This window comes from Faecalibacterium sp. I3-3-33, from assembly GCF_023347295.1.
Classification (GTDB): domain Bacteria; phylum Bacillota; class Clostridia; order Oscillospirales; family Ruminococcaceae; genus Faecalibacterium.
In genome coordinates this window covers 378,521-397,319 of sequence record NZ_CP094469.1, presented here as the reverse complement: position 1 = coordinate 397,319, position 18,799 = coordinate 378,521, and the positions used below count along the sequence as shown (strand labels likewise).

The following is an 18,799-nucleotide window of genomic DNA, read 5'->3' as shown; positions in this document are numbered from 1 at the left end:
TCCTTTCTTATATGTTGCGTTATAGAAACATACCGTACAAAAAGCAAAAAAGCACTGAAAAGTATGAGCGTACTCTCCTTTCCAGTGCTTTCTTACATCTTTATTGCTTCAGATCAGCCAAGGAAACCCTTGTGGTTGCGCATGGTCATAAAGCTATCGAGGCTGCGGGTGGTATCCAGTGCCACACCAACCACGATCAGCAGGCTGGTACCGCCCAGCTGAATGCTCATACCGGTCAGGTTGCCCAGAATGATCGGCAGTACAGCCACCGCAGCCAGGAAGATGGCACCGATGAGGGTGATCTTGTTCAGGGTGCGGGTGATGAAATCGCTGGTCGGCTTACCGGGACGGAAGCCGGGGATCGAGCCGTTGTTGCGGCGCAGATTGTTGGCGATCTCAACAGGGTTGTACTGGATGGCCACATAGAAGTAGTTGAATGCCAGGATCAGCAGCAGGTAGATCACAACGTACAGCCAAGAGGTGTAGTTGAAGGTATGGAAGAACGCATACCAGACCGGGTGAGCGGTCTGATCGATCTGCAAAAAGCTGCCGATAGTGCCCGGGATGGACACCAGTGCCGAAGCGAAGATGATGGGCATGACGCCGCTCATGTTCAGCTTCAGGGGCAGGTAGCTGTTCTGGCCGCCCATCTGCTTCCGACCCACCACACGCTTGGCGTACTGGATGGTGATGCGGCGCTCTGCGTTGGTCATGACCACCACAAAGACCACAGCGACCAGTGCCAGAATCACCAGAACGGGCAGCAGGATATAGAACTGCGGCTCGCCGGCCGCTGCGCGGGTCATCAGACCCGTCACAGAGGTGTACAGCGAGGACCAGTTGGAAACGATGGAGGCGAAGATCAGAAGGGAAACACCGTTGCCGATACCCTTGTCATCGATCTGCTCGCCCGCCCAGGTGATCAACTGAGCACCTGCAACGAAGGTAGCAATGATGACCACAGCGGCGAACACGCCGACTGCGCCGGAAACATACTTCAGTGCACCCATATTGCGGATCACGAAGTAGTAGCCAATGCTCATGATCAGTGCGACCACGGCACCGGCGTACCGGTTGATCTGCTGCAGCTTCTGCTGGCCGTCTGCTTCCTTTGCCAAATTTTCCAGCGCGGGAATGGCCACAGTCAGCAGCTGCACAATAATAGAGGCGTTGATATAGGGTGTCACACCTAACGCGAAGAGCGTGCATCTTGCCAGTGCGCCGCCGCTCATCATATTGAGGTACGAGAGCATATCGCCGTTTGCAAACATCTGCGTCAGTGCAGAGCCGGAAACGAACGGCACGGGGATGGCACAGCCAAGACGGTAAACCACGAGGATCGCCAGCGTGAACAGAAGACGATTTTTAAGCTCGGGGATCTTCCATGCGTTACGGAATGTCTGGAACACCTTACATCACCTCAGCCTTTCCGCCTGCCTTCTCGATTTTCTCTTTGGCAGAAGCGGAATAGGCTGCGGCCTTCACGGTCAGAGCCTTGGTCAGCTCGCCGTTGCCCAGAACCTTAACGCCGTCCAGGGTCTTTTTGACCAGACCCTTAGCCTTCAGAGCCTCGGTATCGACGACATCGCCGGCATTGAAAGCAGCCTCCAGGTCAGCCACGTTGACGATGGCGTACTGGGTAGCAAAGATGTTGTTAAAGCCAACCTTGGGCAGGCGGCGTGCCAGAGGCATCTGGCCGCCCTCGAAACCAGCGTGCTTCACGCCGGAACGGGCCTTCTGGCCCTTGCTGCCGAAGCCGGCAGTCTTGCCATTGCCGGAGCCAATGCCGCGGCCCTTGCGGGTCACAGGCTTATTGGCGCCCTTGCTGGCGTGCAATTCATGAAGCTTCATTGTGCGTATACCCCCTGCTATTAGGCTTCGGTGACGCTGAGCAGGAAGCCGATCTTTGCGATCTTGCCCTGCGTAGCGGCGTTGTCAGGCTGAACGGTAACGTCGCCCGGCTTCTTCAGGCCCAGAGCCTCAGCGGTAGCGATCTGCTTAGCGCCGCGGCCGATCAGGCTCTTCTTCAGCTCGATCTTGAGCATCTTATCTGCCATGGTTAGTTACCTCCTTAACCCAGAATTTCTTTCACGGTCTTGCCGCGCTTCTCAGCGACAGACTCGGCGCTGACCAGACCGCACAGACCTGCAAAGGTAGCAGCAACAACGTTGATGGGGTTGTTGGAACGCATAGACTTCGCACGAACGTCCTTGATGCCAGCAGCCTCAATGACGGCACGCACGGGGCCGCCGGCGATCATACCGGTACCGGGTGCAGCCGGCTTGAGCAGAACAGCGCCTGCGCCGTACTTGCCGACGATCTCGTGGGGGATGGTGGTGCCCTTCAGGGCAACCTTGTGCATGTTCTTCTTGGCAGCGGCCTCACCCTTGCGGATAGCCTCGGGAACTTCACCGGACTTGCCGATGCCGTAGCCGATGCTGCCCTTGCCGTCGCCAACGACAACCAGAGCAGCAAACTTCATGACGCGGCCGCCCTTGACAGTCTTGGAAACGCGGTTGATAGACACAACCTTGGTGATCATGCCGTCGTCTTCACGGTTTCTCATAGCCATAATGTGTTTCCTCCTCTCATTACAGCTTCAGGCCGCCCTCACGGGCGCCATCAGCCAGGGCCTTAACACGGCCATGATAAACGTAGCCACCACGGTCGAACACGACCTCGGTGATGCCCTTTTCCAGAGCCTTTGCTGCAACCTTCTTGCCGATCTCAGCAGCGGCCTCGACGTTGCCGCCGTTGCCGTTGAAGTCCTTGTCCATAGTGGACGCCGACACCAGAGTAACGCCCTGCTCATCATCGATGATCTGAGCGTAGATGTGCTTGGCGGAGCGGAAAACATCCAGGCGAGGACGTGCTGCGGTGCCGCTGATCTTGTTGCGAACGCGGCGATGACGACGAAGACGAGCTTCGTTCTTGTCGATCTGCTTAACCATTGTCTTTCACTCCTTACCTTATTTCTTGCCCTTACCGGCCTTGCCTTCTTTGTGCTTGACGACCTCGCCAGCGTAGCGGATGCCCTTGCCCTTGTACGGCTCAGGCGGCTTCTTGGCGCGGATCTCTGCAGCATACTGGCCGACCTTCTGCTTGTCGATACCGGTAACAGAGAAGTGGTTGGGATCCTGCCACACAATGGTGCAGTCCTCGGTATCGGGGACGTTCACCTGATGAGAGAAGCCCAGGTTCATGACCAGGTTGGAGCCCTGCTTCTGGCAGCGCATACCAACGCCAACGATCTCCAGCTTCTTCTCGTAGCCGTTCACAACACCGTTCACCATGTTGGCGATGTTGGTACGGGTCAGGCCGTGCAGGCTGCGGGCCTTGGGTTCGTCATTGGGGCGGGTAACCAAAACCTCATTGCCCTCGACCTTAACGGTCATCAGGGGATGATAGTTGGAATTCAGGCTGCCCTTGGGGCCCTTGACGGCGACAGTGTGTGCTGCCTCATCGACAGTGACAGTGACACCGGCAGGAATGACGATGGGTTTTCTTCCAATTCTCGACATTGTCTTTTACCCCTTTCTTACCACACGTAGGCCAGGACTTCGCCGCCGACGTGCTCAGCACGTGCAGCCTTGTCAGTCATGATGCCCTTGGAGGTGGAAATGATCGCGGTGCCCAGGCCCTTCATGACCTTGGGCATATCCTCGCAGTTGGTGTAGATGCGCAGGCCGGGCTTGGACACACGGCGCAGGCCGGCAATAACGGGCTCGCCGTTTGCCTGATACTTCAGGGTGACAACGATGGTGCCCTGAACAGTGTCGTTCTTGACCTGCATACCCTTGATGTAGCCCTCGTCAACCAGAATCTGGCAGATAGCCTTCTTCATGTTGGAAGCGGGGATCTCCACAGAAGGGTGTTTGGCAGTGCTAGCGTTGCGGATGCGAGTCAGCAGGTCCGCGATAGGATCAGTAATCTGCATTTGCCACTAACCTCCTTAGATTAGCTCTCATTTGTTTTATAATGATACCGCCCCGAAACAAGTTGTTTGCCCCGGGGCGGATATCCGACATTCTATCCAGCCCTCTGGTAAATTACCAGGAAGCCTTCTTCACGCCCGGGATCTCGCCCTTGTAGGCCAGCTCACGGAAGCACACACGGCACACGCCGTACTTGCGCAGCACGGAGTGGGGACGGCCGCAGATGCGGCAGCGGGTGTATGCACGGGTAGAGAACTTAGCAGGACGAGACTGCTTCAGCTTCATAGACAGTTTAGCCATTTTACAAATCTCCTCCCTTAGTTGTTCTCTGCGAACGGAGCGCCCAGAGCCTTCAGCAGCTCCTTGCCCTCCTCGTCAGTCTTTGCGGTGGTGACGAAGCAGACATCCATACCGCGGACTGCATCGACCTTCTCGAAGTCGATCTCGGGGAAGATGATCTGCTCCTTGATGCCGCAGGCAAAGTTGCCGCGGCCGTCAAAGCCGTTGCCGTTGATGCCGCGGAAGTCGCGCACACGGGGCAGAGCCACGTTGAAGAAGCGATCCACGAACTCGTACATACGCTCACCACGCAGGGTGACCTTGCAGCCGATGGGGGTGCCCTGACGCAGCTTGAAGTTAGCAACGCTCTTCTTGGCACGGCAGACGACTGCCTTCTGGCCAGTGATCTGGCCCAGATCCTTCATAACTGCTTCCAGGATCTTCTCGTTTTCCTTGGCTTCGCCGCAGGCAACGTTGATGACGACCTTGTCCAGCTTGGGGATCTGCATAACGCTCTTGTAACCGAACTTGGAGTTCAGAGCAGGAGCAATTTCATTGACATACTGTTCTTTCAAACGAGCCATTGTTCCTTACTCCTTTCTTACAGCTCAGCGCCGCACTTCTTGCAGACGCGAACCATCTTGCCGTCCTTTTCGACGTGGCCCACACGCACGGCCTTGCCGCACTTGGGGCAGACGGGCATGACCTTGGAAGCGTAGATAGCGCCCTCGGCCTTAACGATGCCGCCCTGCTCGCCCTGACGGCGGGGCTTGACGTGCTTGGTAACCATGTTCTGGCCTTCAACGATGACCTTGCCTTCAGCGGGGCTGACCTGCAGGACCTTACCAGTGTGGCCCTTGTCCTTGCCGCTGATGATCATCACGTTGTCGCCGGTTTTAACATGAAGATTATTCATTTTTAAAACCTCCTTACAGCGATTCCGGAGCCAGGCTCAGGATCTTGGTGTAGCCGGCATCACGCAGCTCGCGAGCAACAGGTCCAAAGATACGAGTACCCTTGGGGTTCTTGTCGGCCATAACGATAACGGCGGCGTTCTCATCAAAACGGATGTAGGAACCGTCGTCGCGGCGCACGCCATGCTTGCTGCGCACGATGACAGCCTTGACGACGTCGCCCTTCTTAACGGAGCCGCCGGGGGCTGCCTTCTTGACAGAGCAGACCACGACGTCACCAATGTTTGCGTATCTCTTGCGGGTGCCGCCCAGCACACGGAAGCACATCAGCTCCTTGGCACCGGTGTTGTCGGCAACTTTGAGATAAGTTTGCATCTGAACCATATCAGATATCTCCTTTCAAACTGTTCAAAGCAGCGGGCAAAGATTACTTTGCCTTCTCAACGATACGGACCAGGCGCCAGCGCACATCCTTGCTCAGGGGGCGGCACTCCATGATCTCAACACGGTCACCGATACCGCACTCGTTCTGCTCGTCACGAGCCTTGAACTTCACGGTACGCTTCAGGATCTTCTTGTACAGGGGGTGCTGCACGCTATCCTTAACGGCAACCACGATGGTCTTATCCATCTTGTCGGACACGACAACGCCGACGCGGGTCTTTCTCAGATTACGTTCTTCCATCGTTTAACCTCCTTACTGCTTCTCAGCCAGAACGGTCATCACGCGGGCGATGTCCTTCTTGACTGCTTCGATGCGGCCGGGGTTCTCCAGCTGGTTGATGGCATGCTGGAAGCGCAGGTTAAACAGCTCAGCCTTCAGATCTGCCAGCTTGCTGGTCAGCTCTGCGGTCTGCATTTCGCGGAGTTCATTAGCCTTCATTGGTGCCATCCTCCTTCACGGAGTCCTCACGGACAACAAATTTGCACTTGATGGGCAGCTTGTGCATAGCCAGACGCAGAGCCTCGCGAGCAGTTGCCTCATCGACATCTGCCAGCTCGAACATCACGCGGCCGGGCTTCACGACTGCAACCCAGTATTCGGGAGAGCCCTTACCGGAGCCCATGCGGGTCTCAGCGGGCTTTTCAGTCACGGGCTTATCGGGGAAGATCTTGATCCAAACCTTGCCGCCACGCTTGATGTAACGAGTCATGGCAACACGGGCAGCCTCGATCTGCTTGGAGGAGATCCATGCCGGCTCCAGAGCAACAAGGCCGTACTGACCCTGGCACACCACGTTGCCGCGGGTAGCCTTGCCGGTCATGCGGCCGCGCTGAACGCGGCGGTACTTAACACGCTTAGGCAGTAACATTACTTGTTGCCTCCTTCCTTCTTAGGAGCGGTCTTTGCGCTCTTGAGGACCTCGCCCTTGTAGATCCACACCTTAACGCCGATGCGGCCGTAGGTGGTAGCAGCCTCTGCAAAGCCGTAGTCGATGTCGGCACGCAGGGTCTGCAGGGGGATGGTGCCCTCGTGGTAGCTCTCGGTGCGGGCGATATCAGCGCCGCCCAGACGGCCGGAACACATTGCCTTGATGCCCTTTGCGGGAACGGTTGCGCGATCGCGGGGGCTCATGGCATTGCGCATGCACTGCTTCATAGCACGACGGAAGGTAACGCGGTTCTCCAGCTGACGAGCGATGTCCTCAGCAACCAGCTGTGCGTTGGTGGAGGGGCTCTTCACCTCGATGACATTGACGATAACGGTCTTGCCATACTCCTTGGTCAGCTTGTTCTGCAGGGCGATGCGCTCTTCGCCGCCCTTGCCGATGACCATACCGGGCTTAGCGCAGTAGATGTTAACATTAACGCGAGGAGCGGAAGTGGAAGGATCCACAGTGCGCTCGATCTCGATCTTGGGGACGCCAGCGTCCTTCAGCTGAGCCTTCAGCTCAGTGCGGATCTTGTGATCCTCGACGAGGTTATCGCTGAAATCCTTCTTGGAGGCAAACCAGCGGCTGTCCCAGTCTTTAATAACGCCGACACGAATGCCGTGCGGATTTACTTTCTGGCCCATTGTTTTCCCTCCTTACTCTTTCTCTTTCAGAACAACGGTCATGTGGCTGGTGCGCTTCAGGATGCGGTAGCCGCGGCCCTGTGCACGAGGCATCATGCGCTTCAGCGTCGGGCCGGGGCAAACAAAGCACTCGGCGACGTAGAGGTTGTTCTTGTCCATATTGAAGTTGTTTTCCGCATTAGCGGCTGCAGACTTCACCAGCTTCAGAAGGGGCTCACAAGCTGCCTTCGGGGTGTACTGCAGGATTGCCAGCGCTTCGTCCAGGGGCTTGTTACGGATCAGATCCATAACGATAGACACCTTACGAGGACTAATGCGGGCATAACGAAGAATTGCCCGAGCTTCCATGTTGTGTTCCTCCCTCTATTACTTAGAATTACCAGTGTGGCCCTTGAAGGTACGGGTGGGAACGAACTCACCCAGCTTGTGGCCAACCATGTCCTCAGTCACATACACAGGCACATGCTTGCGGCCGTCGTGGACGGCAAAGGTGTGACCAACGAATTCAGGGAAGATCGTGGAGGCACGGCTCCAGGTCTTGATGACCTGCTTCTTGCCGGAAGCGTTCATCGCTTCAACGTGCTTCATAAGAGCAGCCTGGACGAAAGGTCCTTTTTTAATGCTTCTACCCATTGTCTTAAACTCCTCTCTTACTTACCTGCACGCTTCACGATCAGCTTATCGGAGCGCTTATGATGCTTGCGAGTCTTGAGACCCAGAGCGGGCTTGCCCCAGGGAGTCATAGGACCGGAGTGACCAACAGGTGCGCGGCCCTCGCCACCACCGTGGGGATGGTCGCAGGGGTTCATAACGGTACCACGGCTGCCGGGACGCACGCCCATGTGGCGCTTGCGGCCTGCCTTGCCCAGGTTGACGTTCTCGTGGTCGATGTTGGAAACCTGACCGATGACTGCGGTGCAGTTCACGGGCACGTTGCGCATCTCACCGGAGGGCAGACGAACCAGAGCGTAGCCATTCTCCTTAGCCATCAGCTGAGCCATGTTGCCAGCGGAACGAACCAGCTGAGCGCCGCGGCCGGGATACAGCTCGATGTTGTGGATGATGGTACCGACGGGGATGTTCTCGAAGGGCAGGCAGTTGCCGGGCTTGATATCGGCAGACTTGCTGCTGACGACCACGTCGCCCACCTTCAGGCCATCGGGAGCAATGATGTAGCTCTTGACGCCGTCGGTGTACTCGACCAGAGCGATGAATGCGCTGCGGTTCGGATCGTACTCGAGAGTCTTGACGGTAGCGGGGATATCGGTCTTCTGACGCTTGAAGTCGATGACACGATACTTGGTGCGGTTGCCGCCGCCCTGATGGCGGACGGTGATACGACCGGTGTTGTTGCGGCCGCTGTGCTTCTTCATGGGCTCCAGCAGGCTGCGCTCAGGAGCGACCTTGCTCAGGACGCTGTAATCCGTGACGGTCATGCCGCGGCGGCCCGGAGTAGTGGGGCCATACTTTTTGATAGCCATTGTGCTATTCTCCTTTGTTTATCTTATGAATTATTATCGGGGTCATATCCCCATAGAGGAACCCTCGGCGGGTTCTATCAGACCATGCTGTTGAAGAACTCGATCTCCTTGGAGTCCTTGGTCAGGGTCACGATAGCCTTCTTGGATGCAGCGGTGTAACCAGCGTGCATACCCTGACGGCGGAAGCGGCCGCGGACGGAGACGGTGTTCACCTTAGCGACCTTGACGCCGGGGAACAGAACTTCAACTGCCTGAGCGATCTCGACCTTGGTAGCATCGGTAGCGACCTTGAAGGTGTACTTCTTGTCAGCGATGCCAGCCATGGAGTTCTCGGTAATGACCGGCTTCAGGACGATATCATGTGCGGTTTTCATTAGCCAAGCACCTCCTCGAGCTTCTTAGCTGCGTCGACGCTGATGATCAGCTTGTCGGCGTTCAGCACATCGTAGGTGTTCACGCTGCCTGCGAAGGTGGTCTTGACACCGGCGATGTTGCCAGCGCTCTTGACGAACTTTGCATCGACAGTCTCGTTGACCAGCAGGTTCTTCTTGCCGGCGCCCACAGCGTTCAGCATAGCGACCACAGCCTTGGTCTTGTACTCGTCGCAAGCGAACTTGTCAACCACGACCATGTTGCCATTGGCAGCCTTGTCGGACAGGACGCTCAGCAGAGCCAGGCGCTTGACCTTGTTGTTGATGTGGTAGTTGTAGCTGCGGGGCTTGGGGCCCAGAGCAACGCCGCCGTGGGTCCACTGCGGAGCACGGATGGAACCCTGACGAGCGTGGCCGGTGCCCTTCTGACGCCAAGGCTTCTTGCCGCCGCCGGAAACTTCCATGCGGATCTTGGTGTTCTGGGTGCCCTGACGCTGGTTGGCCAGGAAGTTCACCACAGCAATGTGGACAGCCTTCTCATTCGGGGTGATACCGAACACGGCGTCGGAAAGCTCGATCTCGCTAACGTGCTGACCGTTCATATCGACTACATTAAACTTTGCCATTGTAGCTTTCCTCCTTACGCCTTGACGCTGTTGGCCAGGGTGATGATGGTGCCCTTGGAACCGGGGACCGCACCCTTGACAGCGATCAGATTGTTCTCGGTGTCAACCTTGACAACGGTCAGGTTCTGCACGGTAACGCGCACGCAGCCCATGTGGCCGGGCAGGCGCTTGCCGGGGAACACGCGAGAGGGGTTGGAAATAGCGCCCATAGAACCTGCATGACGTGCCACCGGGCCAGTGCCGTGGCTCTCACGCAGACGGTGCTGGCCAAAGCGCTTGATAACGCCCTGGTAGCCCTTGCCCTTGGAAACGCCTGCAACGTCAACCTTGTCGCCTGCTGCAAAGACGTCAGCCTTCAGGATGTCGCCAACGTTCATTGCGGAAACGTCGTCCAGACGGAACTCACGCAGGGTCTTCTTGGGGGCAACGTTTGCCTTCTTGAAGTGACCTGCAGCTGCCTTGTTGACCTTCTTGGCGGAAACCTCGCCGAAGCCCAGCTGAACAGCCTGATAGCCATCGCTCTCGACAGTCTTCTTCTGCACGACGGTGCAGGGGCCTGCCTCGATGACGGTGACGGGGATAACCTTGCCGCTCTCATCGAACAGCTGGGTCATACCGACTTTCTTGCCGATAATGCCTTTAACCATTTTCTTTTCCTCCTGTAAAGGTTATTGGTTGGCAGCGCACGTCACTGCCAACATGACCCCTCGGGAAACGAGGGCATCGAATTTGATCGTGTGTGGTTTACAGCTTGATCTCGATGTCCACGCCAGCGGGGAGCTGGAGGCTCATCAGAGCCTCGACCGTCTTGTTGGACGGCTTCAGAATGTCGATCAGACGCTTATGAGTGCGGCTCTCGAACTGCTCGCGGCTATCCTTGTACTTGTGGGTAGCGCGCAGAACGGTAACGATCTCACGATCGGTGGGCAGGGGGATGGGGCCGGACACGCGAGCGCCAGTGCGCTTTGCGGTCTCCACGATCTTCTCTGCTGCGGCATCGATCAGCTGAGCATCATAGCTCTGCAGACGGATTCTGATTTTCTCTTTGACTGCCATTGCTTACGCCTCCTGAAAAATTGTTTTTGCCCTAGGCGAGCCGATAAATTGCTCTACACAGTTCCGGGTGTTCCTCGATTTGGCACTATAAAAACCGGTGAACCGCATGGCAGTTCTCCCGGAAACATATTAGCAAATCAAATCCGAACATTGGTTCCGCCCGTTTCGCAGAGGAGTAACTTCTCTGCCGAGGGAACGTATTCCATCGCTGTCAGTAATTTTTTCGCCCGGTTCTAAGATCGGACATACTCCGCGGAAATAACCCATCGCAGCTATCGCCGGATGACAACCTCCCGCATCAACGCATATCGCTGGCCTGCACGACTTGTATCGCACAAGCCTTTTGCAGCCGAGAGATATTTTATCACATCTTCGTCTATTTGGCAAGTGTTTTTTGCAGAAAATTACGATTTTTCTTTTTTATTTTCTCTGTTTTGTCAATAGCCGCATTTTCTGTGCAAGATGCACAATCTCAACGCTTTTTGCCGGTGGAAAACTCCCCCACTCTCCTTTGCAGCATCAGTATGGGCGGGAAAAGCGGGGGTTATACATATTATATAGGGAACTCCCTCAGTCAAAGCCTTGCGGCTTTGCCAGCTCCCTCTGGGAGGGAGCCTTTGGCATGGCGGGAAGGTTTCCGGCTGAAGTGTAAAGCTTCCGGGCGTGACAGCTCCCCCTCGGGGGAGCTGTCGCGCAGCGACTGAGGGGCTTTAAATGGAGAAGCGAAAAAAGCGTTAAAGCGATAGCGCCGACTGGCGCAGCGCTAGCTTTTTTGTGCTTCGACTTCTTCTTTAGGATTGTTAAGGGCGTGTAGCCCTTGGCCCGTTGCGGGGTGGGTGGAGTCCAGAGGTAGGGAGGGGGGAATCGGAACACCCCTCCCTGCCTCTGGCCCAGCGGAGCGTCCCTGCCCGCTTGCGACAAGCAGAAGCTTTCCCCGCAGCGCCGCGCTTCCGCAGGAAGCAGGCGCTGCAGCTGCCGTTCTCCTCCACGGCTCCTCCCGTGAAAATGGACTACCGGAGCGTCCGCAGACGCTCCGGTAGTCCGAAATAATAAATGTTTTTTCCTTAGCTTATGGCCAGAGCAAAGCGGAGGCCATTTCAGATCATTTCTTCTTCAGCTGCTCTTCCAACCCCTCGCGCGGGGTGATGTAGACGGTGGTGTACACCTCGTACAGCACCATGCCGGGCTTGGCGCCGTTGGCTTTCCAGATGTTCTTCACCTCGGTGGTGTCCACTGCCACCTTGGCACCGGTGCCTGCCTTGTAGGCGCTGGAATGGATGACCGCCAGCTCCGCAGCTTCCTGCTTGGTGGTGTCCGGAATGTCCTCACCCCGGCTCATGACCACAACATGGCTGCCGGGTGCTTTCTGTACATGGAACCACAGGTCCTTGCCCCGGGCGGTGTGCAGGGTGAGCTTGTCGTTCTGGGCGTTGTTGCGGCCTACCAGGATCTCAAAGCCATCACTGGAGGTATAGCGCAGAAAGTCCGCAGGCTTCTGCTTTTTGTCCCGCTGCTTGTAGTATTTCAGGTAGCCCTGATTTTTCAGCTCCATGCGGATCTCGTTCAGCGCAGCCTCGCCGGAGGCGCTTTCCACTTCGTAGAGCACCGTTTCCAGATAGGCGATCTCTTTTTCGCCCTCTGCCAGCAGGTCTACCAGCATCCGGGCGGCGGTCTGCTTCTTTTTGTAGTTCTTGAAGAAGTTCTGGGCGTTCTGGCTGGGGCTGAACCGCAGGTCCAGCGGGATGGTCACCTCTTTGCCCTCGTCGTACCAGTTGGGCACGGTCAGACTCTTCATGCCCTTTTGCGCCAGATAGAGGTTGGCAGACAGCAGCTCGCCGTACAGGCGCAGCTTTTCGCTTTTGCCGCTGGCGGCAAGTTCCTCCTGCCGGGCAGCCTGCTTGCGCAGGGCGCGGTCGTACATATTGTGTACCGCCTTGTGCAGCTCCTTGCTCTTGGTGCGCAGACGCTCGGCGCGGTCCTTCTCGGCGTAGTAGCCCTCCAGCATCGCGTTGAAGGACGGCCACTCCCGGACGGTGTACTGCTCGCCGTACTGCTGCGGACGGAAGAAGGTATACTCCACCGGCTTGCCGTCCGGCGCAGTGACGCTGCACGGACAGCCGCCCTGCGCGTGCAGCTCCTTCAGCTCGTCAATAGCAGCCATCAGGCTGCGCTTCTGGGCATCGGTCAGCTCATTGGCGGGCAGATGCTCGCCGTCAAAGGCGCGCCATGCCGCCTCGCGGCAGACCACCGGCCCAACGCCGGCCACCGTCTTGTTCAGGGCATCCGCCACCGGCAGCTCCCGCTGACAGGCCGCTGCCACGATGGATGCGCTGCTCACCAGCAGAAAATCCGGCCGTGCGGGCTTGGGGGGCGTGGTATAGGGCAAGCCCGGCAGCAGCTGTCGGACATCGCTGTCCTCAAAATCCACCCGCTTGAGGGCGTCGATAATTTTGCCGCTCTGCACCAGCACAAGGTTGGAGTAGCGTCCCATCAGCTCAGCACACAGGGTATTGCGCACAAGGTCGCCCATCTCGTTGGTGCACTGAAAATCAAAGTAGACGATGCGGTCGCCCGGCTCCATGTGCACATCCAGCAGTCTGCCGCCGGTCAGGTGCTTGCGCATGAGCATACAGAAGGAGGGCGGCGTCTCGGGGTTTTCAAAGGTCTCCTCGGTCAGGCACACCCGGGCAGAGCCGCTGCGGGCAGACAGCAGCAGCGCATAGGTATCGGTGCGGGTGCGCAGGGTGATGACCAGCTCATCCCGGGTCGGTTCAAAAATTTTTGCGATCTTGGCATCGGTCAGGGTGGCTTTCAGCTCCGCTGCCGTCAGCGCCAGTGTCGCAGCATCCAGTGCCATAAATGTTACCTCGTTTTATCTATAACCCTCTCAGTCGCCTGCGGCGTTGCCAGTTTTTCGGTTTATGCTGAAAGACCTCCCCCTTTCGGGGGAGGTGGCATTGCGCAGCAATGACGGAGAGGGTTCTCTTTTTATAAATAAGTATACGGGTCGCGGTTGTCGGTGCTTACCAGCACCTCCAGCTCCGGCAGGGCGGCGCGCAGGGCAGATGCCACGGCGGCGGTCACAGGGAATTCGGTGGCGTAGTGTCCCGCCGCGATCAGGGAAAGCCCCAGCCGCTTGGCGTCCAGTGCATGGTGGTGGTTGGCTTCGCCGGTCAGCAGACAGTCCGCACCCTCGGCGATGGCTTCGGCAAACAGACTGCCGCCCGCGCCGCTGATGACCGCCAACCGGCGCACCGGCTTTCCGGTGTCGGCAAACTTCACCTGCACCGCTGCGCCGGTATCCGGCGCGTTGCACAGCGCCGCCAGCTTGTGCTGTGCCAGCGCGGCCAGTTCTGGTACGGTGATGGGGTCGATGTCCCCCACCCGGCCGCAGCCATCTGCAAAGGCGGTGCGCTGCCGGATGCCGAAAAGGTCGGCCAGCACATCGTTCACCCCGCCCTCGGCGGCATCCAGATTGGTGTGCATACAAATGGCGGAAATGCCCGCCTGCACCAGCTGATAGGGCACATCGGCAGGGCACAGCCGCTTGAGCGGGTCAAAGATGACCGGGTGATGCGCCACGATGACCGTGCACTGCTTTGCCGCAGCTTCTGCCACCACTTCCGGGGTGATATCCAGCGTCACCAGCACCCGGCGCACATTGCCGCCGCAGTCCACCAGCAGGCCGGGGTTATCCCAGTGCTCTGCCAGTTCCGGCGGGGCAAGCCGCTGCATTACTTCGTATACCTGCTGTACCGTGGTCATTTCAGTTTCCCTCTTTCAGAATGGCATCCATCTCTGCAGCAAGCGGGCTGCCGTCCGGCACGCCCAGCCGCATCCGGGGCAGCTTCGCCCGCTGCCATGCGGCGTAGCCCGCGCCCTCCGGCCAGCGGGCGGTATCTCCCAGCAGACACTGGGTAAAGGTGGGCTCGGTCACCTTGCCGGTGTACTCTGCCGCCATCACCGCATACCAGCGGCCTGCGGCCTGCACCGGGCGGTCTGCCACAAGGGCAAAGCCGTGCTGCCACAGCCAGCGGCGCAGCTCGCTGTGCCGGGTGGCGGGCACCATGACAAGGCGCGGCCCGCCCACAGCGGACACCCACGGCGCTTTTTCGATGATCTCCCATGTGGTCTGTGCCGACACACCCGCCAGCACAATGCTGCCCACCTCCCCGGCAGACAACACAGAAAGACCGTCGCCGAGCCGAAGCTCAGCGCGGTCCAGACAACCTGCATTTTCCAGCGTCTGCTTTGCCTTGGCCAGCGGGCCGGGGCGCAGGTCTGCCCCGATGACCTTCGGGTACTTACCCGAAGCCGCCAGCACCGCCGTCAGCTTGCCGTGGTCGCAGCCGATGTCCGCCACCGGCTGCCCCGGGCGCACCAGCTCTGCCGCTGCGGTCAGACGCGCATCCAGTGTGGGCAGCACTCAGGCCTTCTTGGCTGCCAGATGGGTGTTCAGCTTCTCCAGCAGCTCGTCGCAGTTCACGCCGTGCACCTCGCAGGCCTCCTCGATGGTCTCGCCACGAGAAGCCGGGCAGCCCAGACAGTGCATCCCGATCTCCATAAAGTAGGGTGCGGTGGTCTGGTCCATATCCAGAATGTCGCCGATGATGGTATCGCGGGTCACCTGCTTGGGTGCGGTGTGCTGCTCCTTCTTGAGCATATTGAAAATATCAAACATGATAGCTTTTCCTTTCTGTTTCGGGTGAGATACAGTATAACCTACTGTTCCTCTATACTATACCCCAAACCGGGGCAGTTTTGCAAGAGCCTTGGGGAAATCCGCTCACTGCTCCGCCTGATAGTCCTTTTCCAGCGAGAAGCCGCGCCCGCTCACCTCGGTAACGTGGCTCACGATCATAAAACAGGTGGGGTCGATGGCGTGCGCCAGCTTTTCCAGTCTTGGCAGCTGCCGGTTGGAGACCACGCTCAGCAGCACCGACTCCGGCTCCCGCAGGTAGCCGCCCTCGCCGTGCAGGATGGTCACGCCGCGGTCCAGCTGCGCAAAAATAGCCGCGCAGATCTCGTCGGACTTGGCGCTGATGATCTTTACCTCGGTACGGGTGGTGCCCAACATGAGCACCTTGTCCAGCACGACCGTGTAGATGATCGCCATCACCACGCCGTACAGGGACTGCCGCACCGGGCTGAAGGCCGCCTGCGCAGCCAGAATGATAAAGTCGAAAACCATCATGGTGCTGGACACCGGCAGGTGGAACCACTTATTCAGCACCAGCGGGGGAATGTCCATGCCGCCGGTGGAGGCACCGGCGCGGATGGTGATGCCCAGCGAGATGCCGATGCCAAAGCCCGCGAATACGGTGTTCAGCACCAGATCATCGGTCAGTACAAGCTTGCCCAATAAGTGCTCCCACAGCGCCATAAAAAAGGGACTGAGCACCGTGCTTGCCATGGTGTTCAAGGCAAAGCGGCGTCCCAGCACCCACCAGCCCAGCAGCAGCATGGCCACGTTGACCACGAACAGCACCGCGGACACCGGCAGGCCGGTGACCTTGTTGAAGGCCAGTGCGATACCGGTGGCACCGCCGGTAATGAGGCCGGAGGGCATCAGAAATAATACCACAGTCAGCGCATACATCGCGTTGCCCACCACGATGGACAGTGCGTTGAAGAGCTGCTGTTGCTTGTGTGTTAATTGCGTCATCTTCATCTTCCTTTGTTTATCGTTGAAGTATCCTCTACTATGATAACGAAAATATCCGCATTTATCAAGCCTTCGGCGATAAATGCGGATATTGGGGTCAATTTTTAAGGGGTCACAGGGCGGCTTCCGGCTGAGCTTCGTCCTCCTCCATCAGTCGCAGACCGGCGGTATCGGTCACCGGCAGCGAGAACACGATGGCACCCGCCTTGGGGTTTGCACCCTCCATGATGGCTTTCATGATGGTGTTTTTCTGGCTGGTGCGGCTGACAATGAGCACCAGCTCCTTTTCGTTCACCAGCTCCACGCCCAGAAAGGCGGCTGCCCCCTCCATGCCGGTGCCCTTTGCGTGGATCACCGTGCCGCCGCCTGCACCGGCGGTGCGGGCAGCGTCCATAATGGAGCCGGTGTAGCCCTGATTTGCCACCACCAGCAGCAGTTCATAGCGGGTATCCTTCAAGGTGCTCTCCTCCTTCCATGTAAGGGGCTGGTGCTCGGTAAGGAACATCAGCGCCCGTTTGCCGCCGATGCTGCTCAGCGGCACAATGAACGCAATGCCGGTGCCCGGCACATCGATCTGCATTTTGCGGCGCAGATCCTTCTGGATCTTCTGCCAGCTTTCTGCCGTTACCACAGCCAGCAGCACCGCCTTTTCGGTCTTTTCCAGCCCAAGGGTGGAAAGGGTCTCCTGCACCGCCGTGCCGGAGCCCACGGTGCGCATACTCACCGTTACGCCGTGGCTTTTGTACAGCTGCAAAAAGCCGTCGGTAGAGCGGCGGTCGGTGATGGTGATCATCAAAAACAAACTGCTCACGTTCTGCCTCCTTTACAGCTCAATAATGGCGTCATCCGGCAGTTCTGCAAACACGGTGGCAAGCACCGCAGCGGGCTGCGCCGTGCGTGCCTTGCGGGTGCGCAGCTGCGCCACCAGACCCATCATCTGCACGGTGATCAGCGGGGTCATGGCGACCATAGCCACCACACCGAAGGCATCGGTGACGATATTGCCGCCCACCGCCACGCAGGCACCCTGCGCCAGCGGCAGCAGAAAGGTTGCGGTCATGGGGCCGGAGGCCACACCGCCCGCGTCAAACGCGATGGCGGTGAACAGCTTGGGCACCACAAAGGAGATGCTGATGGCGAACACATAGCCCGGCACAAGGAACCACAGGATGGAGATGCCGGTCAGCACCCGCACCATGGCAAGACCCACCGAAATGGATACACCGGCGGAAAGCGCCAGACCCATGGCCTGCGCCGAGATGGCACCATCGGTCACCTCTTCCACCTGCTTGTTCAGCACATAGACCGCAGGCTCGGCCTTTACGATGAAGTAGCCGATGAGCATCCCGATGGGAATGATTGCCCAGCGCATCCCGCTGCCTGCCAGCACCTGACCCAGATAGTTACCGGCGGGCATAAAGCCCACGTTTGCGCCGGTCAGAAAGAGCACAAGGCCGATATAGGTATACGCAAGACCCACGCCGATGCGCCCCAGCGTGCGGCGGTCCAGCCGCAGGGCGATGAGCTGAAATGCTCCAAACATCAGCACGATGGGCAGCAGCGAGCGGGCGATCTCTGCCAGATAGGTGGGCAGACCCTCCCGGAACAACTGCCACAGCTCCACCGAGTCTGCCACCTCCGGCAGAATGGGCGGGATGTAGGTGCTGTCCGCTGCGCGGAACGCGATGCCCAGCGTCAGCACCGCCAGAATGGGGCCGATGGAACACATCGCCACCAGACCAAAGCTGTCGTCCGCCGCGTGGCGGTCGCTTCGGATAGCAGAAACGCCCACGCCCAGCGCCATGATAAAGGGCACGGTCATGGGGCCGGTGGTCACGCCGCCGGAGTCAAACGCCACGGCAAGGAACTCCTTGGGCACAAAGGCCGCCAGCAGAAAGATAAGCCCATAGAACAGCACCAGCAGCTTTGGCAGCGCAATGCCGATAAGCATACGCAGGAAGGCAAAGACCAGAAACAGGCCCACGCCCGCCGCCACCGAAAGGATCAGGGTGCCGCTTGGAATAGAGGGCACCTGATCTGCCAGCACCTGCAAGTCCGGCTCCGAGATGGTGATAAGGAAGCCCAGCAAAAAGCCGAGCACGAGGATGAGGGGCAGCTTGCGGCTGCGGGTGATGACTGCACCCACCCGCTCGCCCATGGGGGTCATGCTCATCTCTGCACCCAGAGTAAAGAACATGATGCCCACCACGATCATGGCAGCGCCCAGCAAAAAGCACAGCAGGATGCTGGGCGATACCGGTGCTACCGAGAAGCAGAGCACCAGCACAATGGCCACAATGGGCAGCACCGCCTGCAGCGCCTCCAAAAGCTTTTCCCGCAGCTTGGGGAGCGATCGTCTGAGAATGATGTCCACCGCCTTTCGTCTGTATCCTGTTTGTACACTTTTGTACAAGATATATTTATAGTATACGTTTTTGAGGCTATTCCGTCAATC

The 18,799-nt window shown here is 58.3% G+C and carries 29 protein-coding genes; all 29 read right to left on the bottom strand.

Annotated features, from left to right (window positions below):
- Nucleotides 1-113 precede the first annotated feature (113 nt).
- The 29 genes from secY to MTP39_RS01710 all read right to left on the bottom strand — a co-directional run bounded on the left by secY (nt 114) and on the right by MTP39_RS01710 (nt 18,718).
- A complete protein-coding gene (gene secY, locus MTP39_RS01850; RefSeq protein WP_249241215.1) occupies nt 114-1,409 on the bottom strand; it encodes a preprotein translocase subunit SecY in 1,296 nt (431 codons plus the stop codon).
- Nucleotide 1,410: 1 nt separating this feature from the next.
- Nucleotides 1,411-1,851 carry a 50S ribosomal protein L15 gene (gene rplO, locus MTP39_RS01845; RefSeq protein WP_005921848.1) on the bottom strand — a complete coding sequence of 147 codons (441 nt, stop codon included), beginning with the start codon at nt 1,849-1,851 and terminating at the stop codon, nt 1,411-1,413.
- 20 nt (nt 1,852-1,871) lie between these two features.
- Nucleotides 1,872-2,057 carry a 50S ribosomal protein L30 gene (gene rpmD, locus MTP39_RS01840; protein WP_005921851.1) on the bottom strand — a complete coding sequence of 62 codons (186 nt, stop codon included), beginning with the start codon at nt 2,055-2,057 and terminating at the stop codon, nt 1,872-1,874.
- 14 nt (nt 2,058-2,071) lie between these two features.
- Nucleotides 2,072-2,572 carry a 30S ribosomal protein S5 gene (gene rpsE, locus MTP39_RS01835; RefSeq protein WP_249241214.1) on the bottom strand — a complete coding sequence of 167 codons (501 nt, stop codon included), beginning with the start codon at nt 2,570-2,572 and terminating at the stop codon, nt 2,072-2,074.
- Between the two features lie 19 nt (nt 2,573-2,591).
- The gene (rplR, locus tag MTP39_RS01830) at nt 2,592-2,951 is read right to left on the bottom strand and encodes a 50S ribosomal protein L18 (protein WP_005921856.1); all 360 of its coding nucleotides are present in this window, start codon (nt 2,949-2,951) and stop codon (nt 2,592-2,594) included.
- An 18-nt stretch (nt 2,952-2,969) separates the two neighbouring features.
- Nucleotides 2,970-3,521 (bottom strand): 50S ribosomal protein L6, encoded by a 552-nt coding sequence (rplF, locus tag MTP39_RS01825; protein WP_212791861.1) that lies wholly within the window; start codon nt 3,519-3,521, stop codon nt 2,970-2,972.
- Nucleotides 3,522-3,538: 17 nt separating this feature from the next.
- Nucleotides 3,539-3,937 carry a 30S ribosomal protein S8 gene (gene rpsH / locus MTP39_RS01820; protein ID WP_005921861.1) on the bottom strand — a complete coding sequence of 133 codons (399 nt, stop codon included), beginning with the start codon at nt 3,935-3,937 and terminating at the stop codon, nt 3,539-3,541.
- A 112-nt stretch (nt 3,938-4,049) separates the two neighbouring features.
- Nucleotides 4,050-4,235, bottom strand: a complete 186-nt coding sequence (locus tag MTP39_RS01815) for a type Z 30S ribosomal protein S14 (protein ID WP_005921866.1) — start codon at nt 4,233-4,235, stop codon at nt 4,050-4,052.
- Nucleotides 4,236-4,252: 17 nt separating this feature from the next.
- Nucleotides 4,253-4,798 (bottom strand): 50S ribosomal protein L5, encoded by a 546-nt coding sequence (gene rplE, locus MTP39_RS01810; protein WP_112090933.1) that lies wholly within the window; start codon nt 4,796-4,798, stop codon nt 4,253-4,255.
- A gap of 17 nt (nt 4,799-4,815) precedes the next feature.
- Nucleotides 4,816-5,130: a 50S ribosomal protein L24 gene (gene rplX, locus MTP39_RS01805; protein ID WP_015537247.1), complete on the bottom strand. Its 315-nt coding sequence runs from the start codon at nt 5,128-5,130 to the stop codon at nt 4,816-4,818.
- 13 nt (nt 5,131-5,143) lie between these two features.
- A complete protein-coding gene (gene rplN / locus MTP39_RS01800; protein WP_005921875.1) occupies nt 5,144-5,512 on the bottom strand; it encodes a 50S ribosomal protein L14 in 369 nt (122 codons plus the stop codon).
- 43 nt (nt 5,513-5,555) lie between these two features.
- On the bottom strand, nt 5,556-5,813 hold the full coding sequence (rpsQ, locus tag MTP39_RS01795) for a 30S ribosomal protein S17 (RefSeq protein WP_005921877.1): 258 nt from the start codon (nt 5,811-5,813) through the stop codon (nt 5,556-5,558).
- Between the two features lie 12 nt (nt 5,814-5,825).
- On the bottom strand, nt 5,826-6,011 hold the full coding sequence (gene rpmC, locus MTP39_RS01790; protein ID WP_005921879.1) for a 50S ribosomal protein L29: 186 nt from the start codon (nt 6,009-6,011) through the stop codon (nt 5,826-5,828).
- Nucleotides 6,001-6,441, bottom strand: a complete 441-nt coding sequence (gene rplP / locus MTP39_RS01785) for a 50S ribosomal protein L16 (RefSeq protein WP_005921880.1) — start codon at nt 6,439-6,441, stop codon at nt 6,001-6,003. The genes rpmC and rplP overlap by 11 nt, the downstream gene beginning before the upstream one ends.
- Nucleotides 6,441-7,145 (bottom strand): 30S ribosomal protein S3, encoded by a 705-nt coding sequence (rpsC, locus tag MTP39_RS01780; protein WP_005921881.1) that lies wholly within the window; start codon nt 7,143-7,145, stop codon nt 6,441-6,443. Before rpsC ends, rplP begins: the two co-directional genes overlap by 1 nt.
- Nucleotides 7,146-7,157: 12 nt before the next feature.
- Complete coding sequence (gene rplV / locus MTP39_RS01775) at nt 7,158-7,493, bottom strand: 50S ribosomal protein L22 (RefSeq protein ID WP_097785327.1); 336 nt, start codon at nt 7,491-7,493, stop codon at nt 7,158-7,160.
- Between the two features lie 18 nt (nt 7,494-7,511).
- On the bottom strand, nt 7,512-7,778 hold the full coding sequence (rpsS, locus tag MTP39_RS01770; RefSeq protein WP_005921883.1) for a 30S ribosomal protein S19: 267 nt from the start codon (nt 7,776-7,778) through the stop codon (nt 7,512-7,514).
- A 17-nt stretch (nt 7,779-7,795) separates the two neighbouring features.
- Nucleotides 7,796-8,626: a 50S ribosomal protein L2 gene (gene rplB, locus MTP39_RS01765; RefSeq protein ID WP_112090935.1), complete on the bottom strand. Its 831-nt coding sequence runs from the start codon at nt 8,624-8,626 to the stop codon at nt 7,796-7,798.
- A 77-nt stretch (nt 8,627-8,703) separates the two neighbouring features.
- Complete coding sequence (gene rplW / locus MTP39_RS01760) at nt 8,704-9,000, bottom strand: 50S ribosomal protein L23 (RefSeq protein ID WP_005921885.1); 297 nt, start codon at nt 8,998-9,000, stop codon at nt 8,704-8,706.
- The gene (rplD, locus tag MTP39_RS01755; protein WP_005921886.1) at nt 9,000-9,623 is read right to left on the bottom strand and encodes a 50S ribosomal protein L4; all 624 of its coding nucleotides are present in this window, start codon (nt 9,621-9,623) and stop codon (nt 9,000-9,002) included. The genes rplW and rplD overlap by 1 nt, the downstream gene beginning before the upstream one ends.
- Before the next feature lie 14 nt (nt 9,624-9,637).
- The gene (gene rplC / locus MTP39_RS01750; protein ID WP_005921887.1) at nt 9,638-10,270 is read right to left on the bottom strand and encodes a 50S ribosomal protein L3; all 633 of its coding nucleotides are present in this window, start codon (nt 10,268-10,270) and stop codon (nt 9,638-9,640) included.
- Between the two features lie 97 nt (nt 10,271-10,367).
- Nucleotides 10,368-10,679: a 30S ribosomal protein S10 gene (gene rpsJ, locus MTP39_RS01745; protein ID WP_249241213.1), complete on the bottom strand. Its 312-nt coding sequence runs from the start codon at nt 10,677-10,679 to the stop codon at nt 10,368-10,370.
- Nucleotides 10,680-11,781: 1,102 nt separating this feature from the next.
- A complete protein-coding gene (locus MTP39_RS01740) occupies nt 11,782-13,536 on the bottom strand; it encodes an Rqc2 family fibronectin-binding protein (protein WP_055185966.1) in 1,755 nt (584 codons plus the stop codon).
- A 131-nt stretch (nt 13,537-13,667) separates the two neighbouring features.
- Nucleotides 13,668-14,444 carry a Nif3-like dinuclear metal center hexameric protein gene (locus tag MTP39_RS01735; protein WP_249241212.1) on the bottom strand — a complete coding sequence of 259 codons (777 nt, stop codon included), beginning with the start codon at nt 14,442-14,444 and terminating at the stop codon, nt 13,668-13,670.
- Nucleotide 14,445: 1 nt separating this feature from the next.
- The gene (locus MTP39_RS01730; RefSeq protein ID WP_249241211.1) at nt 14,446-15,105 is read right to left on the bottom strand and encodes a class I SAM-dependent methyltransferase; all 660 of its coding nucleotides are present in this window, start codon (nt 15,103-15,105) and stop codon (nt 14,446-14,448) included.
- Nucleotides 15,106-15,360, bottom strand: coding sequence for a DUF1858 domain-containing protein (locus MTP39_RS01725; RefSeq protein WP_249241210.1), 255 nt, complete (start codon nt 15,358-15,360; stop codon nt 15,106-15,108).
- A gap of 105 nt (nt 15,361-15,465) precedes the next feature.
- The gene (locus MTP39_RS01720) at nt 15,466-16,344 is read right to left on the bottom strand and encodes a YitT family protein (protein ID WP_249241209.1); all 879 of its coding nucleotides are present in this window, start codon (nt 16,342-16,344) and stop codon (nt 15,466-15,468) included.
- A 112-nt stretch (nt 16,345-16,456) separates the two neighbouring features.
- The gene (locus MTP39_RS01715) at nt 16,457-17,137 is read right to left on the bottom strand and encodes a P-II family nitrogen regulator (RefSeq protein WP_154252122.1); all 681 of its coding nucleotides are present in this window, start codon (nt 17,135-17,137) and stop codon (nt 16,457-16,459) included.
- A 30-nt stretch (nt 17,138-17,167) separates the two neighbouring features.
- Nucleotides 17,168-18,718 carry a DUF1538 domain-containing protein gene (locus MTP39_RS01710; protein ID WP_249241208.1) on the bottom strand — a complete coding sequence of 517 codons (1,551 nt, stop codon included), beginning with the start codon at nt 18,716-18,718 and terminating at the stop codon, nt 17,168-17,170.
- Nucleotides 18,719-18,799 lie beyond the last annotated feature (81 nt).

Coding starts and splice junctions, on each gene's coding strand:
- rplO (WP_005921848.1), bottom strand. CDS start 1,851: ATGAAGCTTCATGAATTGCACGCCAGCAAGGGCGCCAATAAGCCTGTG.
- rpmD (WP_005921851.1), bottom strand. CDS start 2,057: ATGGCAGATAAGATGCTCAAGATCGAGCTGAAGAAGAGCCTGATCGGC.
- rpsE (WP_249241214.1), bottom strand. CDS start 2,572: ATGGCTATGAGAAACCGTGAAGACGACGGCATGATCACCAAGGTTGTG.
- rplR (WP_005921856.1), bottom strand. CDS start 2,951: ATGGTTAAGCAGATCGACAAGAACGAAGCTCGTCTTCGTCGTCATCGC.
- rplF (WP_212791861.1), bottom strand. CDS start 3,521: ATGTCGAGAATTGGAAGAAAACCCATCGTCATTCCTGCCGGTGTCACT.
- rpsH (WP_005921861.1), bottom strand. CDS start 3,937: ATGCAGATTACTGATCCTATCGCGGACCTGCTGACTCGCATCCGCAAC.
- MTP39_RS01815 (WP_005921866.1), bottom strand. CDS start 4,235: ATGGCTAAACTGTCTATGAAGCTGAAGCAGTCTCGTCCTGCTAAGTTC.
- rplE (WP_112090933.1), bottom strand. CDS start 4,798: ATGGCTCGTTTGAAAGAACAGTATGTCAATGAAATTGCTCCTGCTCTG.
- rplX (WP_015537247.1), bottom strand. CDS start 5,130: ATGAATAATCTTCATGTTAAAACCGGCGACAACGTGATGATCATCAGC.
- rplN (WP_005921875.1), bottom strand. CDS start 5,512: ATGGTTCAGATGCAAACTTATCTCAAAGTTGCCGACAACACCGGTGCC.
- rpsQ (WP_005921877.1), bottom strand. CDS start 5,813: ATGGAAGAACGTAATCTGAGAAAGACCCGCGTCGGCGTTGTCGTGTCC.
- rpmC (WP_005921879.1), bottom strand. CDS start 6,011: ATGAAGGCTAATGAACTCCGCGAAATGCAGACCGCAGAGCTGACCAGC.
- rplP (WP_005921880.1), bottom strand. CDS start 6,441: ATGTTACTGCCTAAGCGTGTTAAGTACCGCCGCGTTCAGCGCGGCCGC.
- rpsC (WP_005921881.1), bottom strand. CDS start 7,145: ATGGGCCAGAAAGTAAATCCGCACGGCATTCGTGTCGGCGTTATTAAA.
- rplV (WP_097785327.1), bottom strand. CDS start 7,493: ATGGAAGCTCGGGCAATTCTTCGTTATGCCCGCATTAGTCCTCGTAAG.
- rpsS (WP_005921883.1), bottom strand. CDS start 7,778: ATGGGTAGAAGCATTAAAAAAGGACCTTTCGTCCAGGCTGCTCTTATG.
- rplB (WP_112090935.1), bottom strand. CDS start 8,626: ATGGCTATCAAAAAGTATGGCCCCACTACTCCGGGCCGCCGCGGCATG.
- rplW (WP_005921885.1), bottom strand. CDS start 9,000: ATGAAAACCGCACATGATATCGTCCTGAAGCCGGTCATTACCGAGAAC.
- rplD (WP_005921886.1), bottom strand. CDS start 9,623: ATGGCAAAGTTTAATGTAGTCGATATGAACGGTCAGCACGTTAGCGAG.
- rplC (WP_005921887.1), bottom strand. CDS start 10,270: ATGGTTAAAGGCATTATCGGCAAGAAAGTCGGTATGACCCAGCTGTTC.
- rpsJ (WP_249241213.1), bottom strand. CDS start 10,679: ATGGCAGTCAAAGAGAAAATCAGAATCCGTCTGCAGAGCTATGATGCT.
- MTP39_RS01740 (WP_055185966.1), bottom strand. CDS start 13,536: ATGGCACTGGATGCTGCGACACTGGCGCTGACGGCAGCGGAGCTGAAA.
- MTP39_RS01735 (WP_249241212.1), bottom strand. CDS start 14,444: ATGACCACGGTACAGCAGGTATACGAAGTAATGCAGCGGCTTGCCCCG.
- MTP39_RS01725 (WP_249241210.1), bottom strand. CDS start 15,360: ATGTTTGATATTTTCAATATGCTCAAGAAGGAGCAGCACACCGCACCC.
- MTP39_RS01720 (WP_249241209.1), bottom strand. CDS start 16,344: ATGACGCAATTAACACACAAGCAACAGCAGCTCTTCAACGCACTGTCC.
- MTP39_RS01715 (WP_154252122.1), bottom strand. CDS start 17,137: ATGATCACCATCACCGACCGCCGCTCTACCGACGGCTTTTTGCAGCTG.